Source organism: Clostridium thermobutyricum, from assembly GCF_000371465.1.
Taxonomy (GTDB): Bacteria; Bacillota; Clostridia; order Clostridiales; family Clostridiaceae; genus Clostridium; species Clostridium thermobutyricum.
The window spans coordinates 191,168-202,940 of the sequence record NZ_KB850956.1 but is presented as its reverse complement, the minus strand read 5'-3'; the positions used below and the strand labels follow the sequence as shown (position 1 = coordinate 202,940).

9 protein-coding genes are annotated in these 11,773 nt (G+C 28.3%); all 9 read right to left on the bottom strand.

The window, feature by feature from the left end; all coding sequences use genetic code 11:
• Positions 1-72 (bottom strand): rubredoxin-like domain-containing protein (locus tag HMPREF1092_RS16900; protein WP_002596688.1); only part of this gene is annotated, 72 nt, incomplete at its 3' end.
• 183 nt (positions 73-255) lie between these two features.
• A complete protein-coding gene (locus tag HMPREF1092_RS00890) occupies positions 256-825 on the bottom strand; it encodes an AAA family ATPase (RefSeq protein ID WP_002596687.1) in 570 nt (189 codons plus the stop codon).
• On the bottom strand, positions 780-1,217 hold the full coding sequence (locus HMPREF1092_RS17415; RefSeq protein WP_002596686.1) for a hypothetical protein: 438 nt from the start codon (positions 1,215-1,217) through the stop codon (positions 780-782). The genes HMPREF1092_RS00890 and HMPREF1092_RS17415 overlap by 46 nt, the downstream gene beginning before the upstream one ends.
• A 599-nt stretch (positions 1,218-1,816) precedes the next feature.
• Positions 1,817-3,235: a pyruvate kinase gene (pyk, locus tag HMPREF1092_RS00880; RefSeq protein ID WP_002596685.1), complete on the bottom strand. Its 1,419-nt coding sequence runs from the start codon at positions 3,233-3,235 to the stop codon at positions 1,817-1,819.
• A gap of 74 nt (positions 3,236-3,309) precedes the next feature.
• Entirely contained in the window at positions 3,310-4,269 is a 960-nt protein-coding gene (gene pfkA, locus HMPREF1092_RS00875; protein WP_002596684.1) for a 6-phosphofructokinase, read from the bottom strand.
• Between the two features lie 530 nt (positions 4,270-4,799).
• Positions 4,800-8,375: a DNA polymerase III subunit alpha gene (locus HMPREF1092_RS00870; protein WP_002596683.1), complete on the bottom strand. Its 3,576-nt coding sequence runs from the start codon at positions 8,373-8,375 to the stop codon at positions 4,800-4,802.
• A 42-nt stretch (positions 8,376-8,417) separates the two neighbouring features.
• Positions 8,418-9,368: a DNA-binding protein WhiA gene (gene whiA, locus HMPREF1092_RS00865; RefSeq protein WP_002596682.1), complete on the bottom strand. Its 951-nt coding sequence runs from the start codon at positions 9,366-9,368 to the stop codon at positions 8,418-8,420.
• 145 nt (positions 9,369-9,513) lie between these two features.
• Positions 9,514-10,887 carry a gluconeogenesis factor YvcK family protein gene (locus HMPREF1092_RS00860; RefSeq protein WP_002596681.1) on the bottom strand — a complete coding sequence of 458 codons (1,374 nt, stop codon included), beginning with the start codon at positions 10,885-10,887 and terminating at the stop codon, positions 9,514-9,516.
• Entirely contained in the window at positions 10,884-11,759 is an 876-nt protein-coding gene (rapZ, locus tag HMPREF1092_RS00855) for an RNase adapter RapZ (protein ID WP_002596680.1), read from the bottom strand. Before rapZ ends, HMPREF1092_RS00860 begins: the two co-directional genes overlap by 4 nt.
• Positions 11,760-11,773: the final 14 nt, after the last annotated feature.

Below are 11,773 nucleotides of genomic sequence, written 5' to 3'. Positions count from 1 at the left end.
TACTGGACATTTTTCTGGTGCAGTTTCTCCTTCATGAACATATCCACATACTGTACAAATAAATTTTTTCATATTAATTTCCTCCTCTTATTTAACACACTTTTATTTTCTCTATCTAGCTAAAACTTTTAAAAACTTCCACAAATTTAAACTCTTAAAAGCTTTAGATTTTATTTCTTTTTTATGTACCTCTTTGGTACATTTTTATTATATAATAATTATTATCCGTTGTAAACCCCTTTTATAAAAAAATTTCTATTTTTTATCTAAATCATAAATAAAGCAACTTTTCATACTTTCCTTTATATATGATGACATTGTAGTTACTATAAATTGTACATTAGGAAAAAACTCATTTAATAATGGAAGTATTATTTTTTGAAGTTCTGGATGTATATGCTTTTCTATTTCATCAATCAATACAATTCCCTCAACATCATATTTATTAGTTCTTGATTTTTCCATACTTATCATAAGCTCAATAAATATTTTTAATATTGCAGAATGCCCATCAGATAATTCATATAAATTATAAGCTTCTCTATTTTTCTCCTTCATTTTATATTCACTATCTATATCATCAAAATAAAATTTTACATCTTTTTTCATAAGTATATGCTTTATCAATCTTTCAAACATATTAAACCATCTATCTATTATTATTTCTTCTTCCTCATCTTCTATAGCTATAGCCTCATCTTTTCTATCTTTTAATTGATATAAAAATTCTATAAACCTATCAACTTTATTTTTATCTTCAGATTTACTTTTTATAATGTCTATATTTCTTCTTGACTTATAATACTCAAAAACAAATTCACCCATATCAAATTTTTTTGAAGCTCATCATCATTATATATTTTTATATCAATCCCATTACAAAATTTTATCTTTTTTAAATTATAAAAATTAATGCGATTTTTTAATTTGTTTATTTCACCTTTTGATACCTCAGTGAGTATTTCTTCATTTCTTAAAAAATTTAAATTTTTATTGCATTCATTTATATCCTTATTTAAGTTAACTACATTTCGATACTCTTTTAAATTTAAAGAATTTAAATAAATATATATATAATTTAGTAATTCAGTTTTTCCACTTCCATTTTTACCTGTAATAATAATATGTTTAGTACTATTCTTATGTACATCGATTTCAGCATTCTTTAAAATTTTGTGATCAGTAATTTTTATGTTTCCAATAAAAGCTTTTTTCATATCATTAATTTAGTAGTTTTATTTCTACTATTCCCCCTCTTTTTATAATTTAATTATAACATCTAATTTCTAAAATATAACAATTTATTTATTAAAATAGGAAATTTTTATATATTTTAACTATACCCTTATAAATTTTTTCAAAAAAAAACAAATACTTAGAATAATAATCCTAAGCATTTGTTTTTATTATTATAATGGTTGCCGTCATTATAACAATAACTTTGAGTACAAACTCGAATCAGTTGCCGTATAATCAAAATTATACACTTATCCTCTAAAGTCTTTACTTTTACAATAGATAATATTCATTATATCTTATTTTCCCCATATATATTTATTAAGATTTTCTTAAGATTTATCTTTATATAAGCAATTTCATATTAATATATATTTTTTTAATATTTTACCTATTATGCTTATAGTTATTTATTAAAATTACATTATATTAACTATAATTGGATTTAAAATTTTATAATAAAAACGCTATAACAATTAACTTAATAATTGATATAGCTTAATTAATTTTAAAATAAATTATTTAACATATTATATAATAAAAAAAGATCGAGATTCCCTCGATCTTTTTTAAAAGTAGATTATTCTACTACTTCAATTTTCATTAAGTTAGTTGCTCCAACTTTATCAACTGGTACTCCAGCAGCAACAACTACTGTATCACCTTTAGCAGCAAATCCTTTTTCTTCAGCTATAACAACTGATTTTTCCATCATTGCATCTGTTGATTCAAATTTATCAGCAACAACTGGGAATACTCCCCATGAGAATACTAATTGTTTAGCAACAACTGGATCTGCAGTTATAGCTAATATTGGACATTCTGGTCTGCATTGAGATAATCTCTTAGCAGTAGCTCCACTCTTAGTTGAAGTTACGATTGCAGCAGCTTGTAATTCATTAGCAGCATTGCAAGCAGCTCTGCTGATAACACCAGCTATTGCAGGTATATGTTTTTTAGCTTTTGATACAGCTACTTCATAATCTAATTGTTTTTCAGCTTCTGTAGCAATTCTTGCCATAGTTGAAACTGCTTCTACTGGATATGATCCATTAGCACTTTCTCCTGATAACATGATTGCATCAGTTCCATCTAATATAGCATTAGCTACGTCTGAAACTTCTGCTCTTGTTGGTCTTGGGTTTCTGATCATTGAATCTAACATTTGTGTAGCTGTAATAACTGGAATTCCAGCTTGATTACATTTTTCAATTATCATTTTTTGTACTCCAGGTACATTTTCTATTGGAATTTCAACACCAAGGTCTCCTCTAGCTACCATTATAGCGTCTGAAACAGCGATTATTGAATCTATGTTATCAACACCTTCTTGGTTTTCTATTTTAGGACATATTAAAATGTCCTTTCCACCATTTTCATCTAAAACTTTTCTTATTGCTAAAACGTCATCAGCTTTTCTTACGAATGAAGCAGCAATCATGTTTACTTTCATTTCACATCCAAATTTTAAATCAGCTTCATCTTTTGGAGTTAATGCTGGTAATTTTATTGAAACACCAGGAACGTTAACTCCTTTGTGAGTTCCTACTAATCCAGTATTCATAACTTCACAAACAATTTTATTTCCTTCTACTGATTTAACTTTTAATCCAACTAAACCATCATCTATTAAGATTGTGTTTCCTGGAACTACATCATTAGCTAATCCATCATAAGTTACTGAACATTTAGTAGTATCTCCTACAACATCTTCTTTAACATATATAGTGAATTCTGAACCTTTTTGTAATTCTACTTTGCTTGGTTCAAATTTTCCAGTTCTTATTTCTGGACCTTTAGTGTCAAGAACGATAGCTATTTCTTTTCCTAATTTAGCAGCTAATCTTCTTACGTTTTCCATTCTTCCTCTGTGCTCTTCATGATCACCGTGAGAGAAGTTGTGTCTTGAAGCATTCATTCCTGCTTCAATAACTTTAGTTAAAATTTCTTCACTTTCACTTGCTGGACCTATTGTACAGATCATTTTAGTTTTTCTCATTACAAATAACACTCCCTACTTCATTATTGTAGCTAAACCTAAAATTTATATATTTAAATCTATTTAATTAATGATTACTTTGATAATATTTTTGCTACTTCGTATAAATCTTCGTCAAACTTGCTTTCCATAGCTAACGCTTCATCTATATCAAAGTCTACAATTTTATTATCAACGGAACCAATAACTCTTGATGTTTTTCCTTCTAGTAATACTTCAACAGCTTTAGCTCCCATTTTTGATGCTAAAATTCTGTCAAAAGCACTTGGGCTTCCCCCTCTTTGGATGTGACCTAACACTGTAGCTCTAGTTTCGATTCCTGTAACGTCCTCTACTTCTTTAGCTAATTCAAATGCTCCACCAACACCCTCTGCTAGAAGAATTAAATTGTGCATTTTTCCTTTAAGTTTTCCTTCTAATATAGTTTTGCATAATTCATCTTTATCAAAACCTTTTTCTGGTGTAATAATTGCTTCTGCTCCACCTGCTAAACCAGTATATAAAGCTATATCTCCACAGTTTCTTCCCATAACTTCTACGATAGAAACTCTTTCGTGTGAAGTTGATGTATCTCTTATTTTATTTATTGCATCTAAAACTGTGTTTAAAGTTGTGTCAAACCCTATAGTGTAGTCAGTGTAAGCTAAGTCATTGTCGATAGTTCCTGGTAAACCAACAGTTTTAACCCCAAGCTTTGATAAAAGCTTAGCTCCTGTAAATGAACCATCTCCTCCTATTACTACTAAAGCATCTACTCCGTATGCTTTTAATATTTTAACAGCTTTTTTTCTAACTTCTTCTTGTTTGAACTCTGGACATCTAGCTGTTCTAAGGATTGTTCCTCCTCTTTGAATTATATCTGAAACAGAAGTTCTATTCATAGGGAATAATTCACCATTGATTAATCCACTATATCCTCTGTGAACACCCATAACTTCGATTCCTGCATTTAAAGCAGTTCTTACTACCGCTCTTATAGCAGCGTTCATTCCTGGTGCGTCTCCACCACTAGTTAAAATAGCTATCTTTTTCATCTTTACTCCTCCTTAAATCACCACAGGGTCTCATTTTGACCCACTGGTAACAAAACTTCCCACGTTTATATGACCGATTATAATTGTACATAAAATATAGACTTTTAGCAATGTATTGTCTACACTTTTTGATATTTATCTTCAAACGTATATAAGATATACTATATAAACAATTAATTACAAAACTATTATACCCTATTAAACATATATTTATATAACTATTTAAATTTTTTAAGGAATTAATTTTTGTAAAAATTTTCACTTGAGCTTTTGTTAATTTAAAGACTCTATATTGTGAAATTATCATTATTAATATATATATATTAATAATTTTTCAATTTACACTTAATATCTTTTTTATATTATTTTATTTATATCTTCTATTTAATTATCTCTTGTTTTACAGCAAATTTCAAGAATATATTTATTAATTTTATTTATTTTTAGTCTATTTTAATAATTTATCAAATTTTTTTAATTTATTTAATAAAAAAAGAGACTTAGATATATTCCAAGCCTCTTTTTTTATCTTAATCTTCTACAACTTTTACATTTTCATCTTTATATCTTCTTTTTAATTCAATTACTATATCAGTATTTAAATTCATCCAACTTTCTCTTGGAGCTCTATATGTTTTCCTTTCTTCCGCATCTACAATATATACTGGTGTATCTCCCTTATAATATGAATCTATTCCCTTTAGCTCAAAGTTTATTTTTCTAACTACATCTCTATTATCAGCTTTTATATAAATTTTATTACTATTTACTTGTTCTAAAGGATCTACTTTTTCACAAATAAGCTTTGGAGGTTCATCTTCTTTTAAACTTATTCTTCCTCTTATTGTTACTAATCCATCTAATTGTATAGATTCCCTAACTCTATCTAAAGTTTTAGGAAATACTATAACCTCAATTTCACCAGTTAAATCTTCTAAAGTTAAAAACGCCATTAAAGTATTATTTCTAGTGACTTTTTGATTAACTTCAGTTAAAATTCCTCCAAGAATTACAGTTTGATTATCTTTAACTTTAATATCATTAAGCATTTCATCATCTGCAATTCCTTTCTCAGCTTCCTCTTGAAGAATTTTATGTGAATTGTAAATACTTTGTATATCTATTGATGTTTGGAGTTTTATACTTTTTTCATATTCATCTAATGGATGACCTGACAAATAAAGTCCTGTCATTTCTTTTTCCATACTTAATAAATTTTTTTTATTGAATTCATTTATATTTGGATAATCAACTTGTGGTAAATTTTCTTCTTCATCTAATCCACCAAATAAACTTATTTGTCCATCTATATTCCTTTTCTTCTCACTTGAAATTCCATCCATTAATTTTTCAAATACTCCAAGCATTTTTGATCTATATACCTTAAAATCATCCATAGCTCCAGACTTTATTAAACTTTCCACAGCTCTTTTGTTTATAGTACCTAAATCTATTTTATTTATAAAATCTATTAATGAAGTAAATTGTCCTTTGCTTTCTCTACTTTTAACTATTCCTTCACATACATTTACTCCAACATTTCTTACTGCTGCAAGTCCAAATATTATTTTATCTCCATCAACAGTAAATCTTGTATGACTTAAATTAATATTAGGTCTAATTACTTGTATACCTTGAGTTTCTGCAAATTTAATATAATGAGCAACTTTTTCACTTGTTCCCATTACAGAATTAAGCATTGCAGCTATCATCTCAACAGGATAATATTTCATTAAGAAAGCTGTTTGATATCCTATTATTGCATATGCAGCAGCATGACTTTTATTAAATGCATATGATGCAAAGTCCATCATCATATCATAAATTTTATTTGCAGCTTCCTCAGAAACTCCATTTCTTAGACATCCTGGAACTTCTATATTTCCATTATCATCTACTATTCCATAAATAAAATTCTTTCTTTCTTCTTCCATGACCTTATGTTTTTTCTTAGACATAGCTCTTCTTACAAGGTCACTTCTTCCCATTGAATAACCAGCAAGCTTTCTAACAATTTCCATAACTTGTTCCTGATAAACCATTACTCCATAAGTAACATTAAGTATATCTTCAAGTTCAGGAGTTATATATTGAACTTTTTCTGGATTTCTTTTTCTTTCTATATAATTTGGAATTTCAGCCATTGGACCTGGTCTATATAGTGATATTCCTGCTATAATATCTTCTAAACAATCTGGTTTAAGTTCTTTCATGAAAGATACCATTCCTGGAGATTCTAACTGGAATACTCCTGCTGTTTTTCCCTCTCCAATCATTTTATATACTTCTTTATCATTTGTATCGATTTTATCTAAATCTATTTTTATGCCTCGATTGTATTCAATCATTTTAATAGCATCACTCATTACCGTAAGAGTTCTTAAACCAAGGAAATCCATTTTTAAAAGTCCAAGTTCTTCTAATGTGTTCATTCCAAATTGAGTTACTATCATTTCATCATTTTTTTGAAGTGGGACATACTCAACTAAAGGTTTTGATGCTATAACAACTCCTGCTGCATGTGTAGAGGAATGCCTTGGTAATCCTTCTAAATCTTTACTTATATCAATTAAGTTTTTTACTCTTTCTTCAGAATCATAAGCTGATTTAAGTTCCGGATTAAGATCTAGTGCTTTTTCAATTGTTATTCCAAGCATTGTTGGTATCATCTTTGCAATTCTATCTACTTCTGAATAAGCATAATTCATTGCTCTTCCTACATCTCTTATACAAGCTCTAGCAGCCATTGTTCCAAATGTAATTATCTGAGATACATTTCTTTCCCCATATTTATCAACTACATAATCTATTACTTCTTGTCTTCTTTCATAACAAAAATCTGAATCTATATCTGGCATACTAACACGCTCAGGATTTAAAAATCTCTCAAATAATAGACTATATTTTAATGGATCTATTTTTGTTATATCTAATGTGTATGCTACTATTGAACCTGCTGCTGAACCTCTTCCTGGACCAGTTGGAATACCATTGTCCACAGAATATTTTATAAAATCTCCAACAATCAAAAAGTAATCAACATATCCCATTTGATTTATTACGCCTAATTCATAATTTAATCTATCAACTATAGTTTTTATTTCTTCATTAACTTCTGATTTTTTTATTATTTCTTCATAATTATATTCTTTATTTCTAAATTCGTTTAAAACATCATATTTTCTAATTAATCCTTTGAAACAAGAATCTCTTAAGAATATAAATGGATCAGTTCCTTCAGGTAAAGGAAATTTAGGCAATTTAGAAACATGGAATTGATAGTCATAATTACATTCTTCTGCTATTTTAACTGTATTTTCTAAAGCTTTTGGTATATAGTCAAACATATCCCACATCTCTTCAGGTGATTTTAAATAAAATTGATCTGATGGATATCTTCTTCTATTTTGATCATCTACTGTTTTTCCCGTTTGAATACACATTAAAATATCATGTGATTTTGAATCTTCTCTATTTATGTAATGAACGTCATTAGTTGCAACTAATGGAATTCCTGTTTCTTTTGATATTTTTATATTAAGTTCATTTACTTTTTGTTGCTCTTCCATATTATGATTTTGAAGTTCTAAATAAAATCCTTCTTTAAAAATCTCTTTATATTCTAGAGCTATTCTTTTAGCTTCTTCATAATTTTCTTGAAGAAGATTTCTTTGAACCTCTCCTCCAAGACAAGCACTTAAAGCAATTAATCCTTCACTATGCGCTCTTAAATAATCATGGTCAACTCTAGGTTTATAATAAAAACCTTCTATTGACGCATCTGAAGCTATTTTCATTAGATTTTCATATCCCTTTTCATTTTTTACTAAAAGGACTAAGTGATTTGTTTTATTATCTTTATCAGTATGTTTAATATTCATTGACTTACTTGCAACATATATCTCACATCCTAATATAGGTTTTATTCCAGCCTCTTTACAAGCTTTATAAAAATCTACACATCCATACATAACTCCGTGATCTGTTATAGCCATTTTATCCATTCCAAGCTCTTTAGCTCTTTCTACAAGCTTTTTAATTTTTCCAGAACCATCTAAAAGACTATATTCTGTATGAAGGTGTAAATGACAAAAGTCTTTTTTCATTAAATCACATCCTTTCTATTATATTTGAAGTTAAGGTAGATACTAATATGTTCCTGACCTAACTTCTTCTGCAATTTTTTCAATTTTTCTTAATCTATGATTAACTCCTGATTTTCCAATTGGTGGATCAAGCATTTCTCCAAGTTCTTTTAAAGATTCTTCTGGATATTGAAGTCTAAGTTCAGCAATCTCTTGAAGATTTTTTGGAAGTCTTTGAAGTCCAACACTAGCCTTTATAAGTTCAATACTTTCGACCTGTCTTACTGCCGCATTAACAGTTTTTGAAAGGTTAGCAGTTTCACAGTTAACAAGCCTGTTAACATTATTTCTCATTTCTTTTTTTATTCTTATATTTTCAAGTTCTAAAAGACAAGTATGAGCTCCTAAGATATTTAATAGATCTACTATTTGCTCTCCCTCTTTTATATAAATTATATGACTATTTTTTCTTTGAATTACTTTAGAATTAAGACCAAAGCTATTTATAAGCTTGCAAAGCTCATTTGCGTATTCTTCACTATGAGTTACAAATTCTAAATGATAAGTTTTTTCTGGATTACTTATACTTCCTCCACCTAAGAAAGCACCTCTTATATATGCCCTTTTAGTTTCATCAGACTCAATCATTTCCTTTTCAATACTATAGTCTAAATTCATTATTCCATCTACTTCTTTAAAAATACCAGTAGTACTCAATAATTCACGTACACCCATACTTTCATCTATAACGACCATATAGATATTATTCTTTTTTAAAGAATTACTTTTTTTAACCATTAATTTAGAGTGTATATTAAAGTGTTCTTTAAGTAATAAAAATATAAGTTTTGCACTAGCTGGATTTTCAGTAGTTATTCTAAAAGATAATCCAAGTCCACTAAATGCTATTGTTCCACTTACTTTCATTATAGCTGATAATTCTGCTAATGCTTCTTCTTTACTTATATCACTATATCTGCAAATCTCTCCTTTTACTTTTGATGAAAATGACATCTTATATTGCTCTCCTTTTATGTTTAACTTAAATATTTTTCTTTTATAACAATATTTAATTATATCATAAATTTATTCATTCACTATATAAAATTAAGGAGAGAAATTTATCCTTTTCTCCCCTTAATTTAACACTTTTATATAATTATAATTTATCTTTATCAAACATTGCTCTAAGATTTTTCTTTTCTGTCTTATCTCTTTCTTTAATTCTTTGAGAAAGATACATATATTCAATAATTTTTTTTCTATCAAATAGTAATTTCTTTTCCATTATAGTTTCAACTAAAACTTGTGCTAAATAGTCTGAATCATGTTTAATAGTACCATTTTTAGTTCTTATTAAATTCTTCTCAACTAAATCTATCCCCATATCCTCAAGATTTTTATAATCAATATTAACATAATCAGAACCTTTTGCTTTATATTTTTCTCTCATTTCATTACTTATAGCACCGGTATTTGCTATAACACAATTTACAATATCTCGCCCACAATATTTTCTAAGAATTTTCACATGATCAGATACATTAAATCCATCAGTTTCTCCTGGCTGTGTCATAACATTTGAAATATATATTTTTAATGCACTACTTTTCTTTATAGATTCTGTTATTCCTTTTACAAGGAGATTAGGAAGTACACTTGTATAAAGACTTCCTGGTCCCATAACAATTGCATCTGCTTCTGCTATAGCTTTTAATGCACCCTCTAAAGGTTTTGCATTAGATGGATTTATTGTTAGTTTCTTAATCCTAGATTTTTGTTTTTGGGCCTCTTCTGGTATATTAGATTCACCTACTACCTTGTTTCCATTTTCTAAATAAGCAATAAGCTGCATATCATCTAAAGTAACAGGAATAACTTTTCCTGTTACAGCAAGAACAGAGCTCATTTTTCTTACAGCATCTTCAAAATTTTCAGATACTCCATCCATTGCTGCTAAAAATAAATTTCCAAAACTTTGTCCTTTAAGTCTTCCTTCAGTAAATCTATATTGAAGTAAATCTTCCATTAAAGGCTCTGTATCTGCTAATGCTAAAATACAGTTTCTTATATCACCAGGAGGAAGCATTCCCAGATCTTCTCTTAAATCTCCTGAACCTCCACCATCATCTCCTACAGTAACTATAGCAGTTATATTAGAAGTATAGTATTTAAGTCCTCTAAGCATCGTAGAAAGACCAGTTCCTCCACCTATAACAACAATTTTAGAACCTTTTACAAGAAGTCTTTTTTCAGTTATAAGAGTTTCTATTTTTTTACTGTCAAGAGACATTTTTATATATCCTTTATTCATAAGAGCTATTGTTGATTTTATAGCTTCACTTCCAGCAATATAAATAACAAATACTCCAGTTATATTAAGACATATATAGAATAATTTATAGTAAAAATCATAAACTCTGTGAGTAACAAGTTCTGTAAATCCAAATGCAATTAGCAGAATACCAAATAATCCAAAGAAAACCCAACGTTTAACTTTAATACCTGGCTTGAGCCAATCAGATAGCCTCATAGCTTTTTAGCTCCTCTATGAACATCTTCTGAAACATCTCTATGTTCAATTCCAGCTTTATAACCATCAGCTTCAAGAATTTCATAAATTTTATTTGCTATAGCAACAGATCTATGTCTTCCTCCTGTACAACCAATTGAAATAATAAGCTGTCTCTTTCCTTCCTTAGTATACTTAGGAATAAGGAATTTAAGCATTTCCTCTAATCTTTCTATAAATCCAATAGTCTCTTCTTGTTTCATAACATAATCTCTAACAGGAGCTTCATTTCCTGAAAAAGCTTTTAGTTCTGGTATATAAAAAGGATTTGGAATAAATCTAACATCAAATACTAAATCTGAATCTACTGGTATTCCATATTTAAAACCAAAACTTAATACAGTTATTGAAAGCTCTTTATCAGGTTCTGCATTTGACCCAAATAATTCATTTATCTTTTCTCTTAAATCTCCAATTTTATATTTTGAAGTATCTATTATTTGATCAGATCTATCTTTAACTTCTCTTAATTTGTGTCTTTCTTCGGTTATACCAGTAAGAACTCTCGCTTTTGGTGAAAGAGGGTGGCTTCTTCTAGCCTCTTTAAATCTTTTTACAAGAACTTCATCTGATGCTTCTAAGAAAAGAATTTCATATTCTATTTCATTATTTTTTAAATATCTTAAACTTTCAAATAGATCATCAAAGAAAACTCCACCTCTTATATCTGTAACTATAGCTACCTTTTCAAGACTGCTTCTACATGCCTCCGCAAACTTTGGTATAAGTTGTGGTGGTAAATTATCTACGCAAAAATATCCTAAATCTTCTAAACTTCTAGTTGCTTCTGTTTTTCCAGCTCCTGAAAGTCCAGTTACTATTACAAATCTCATCTAGTTTCCTCCTA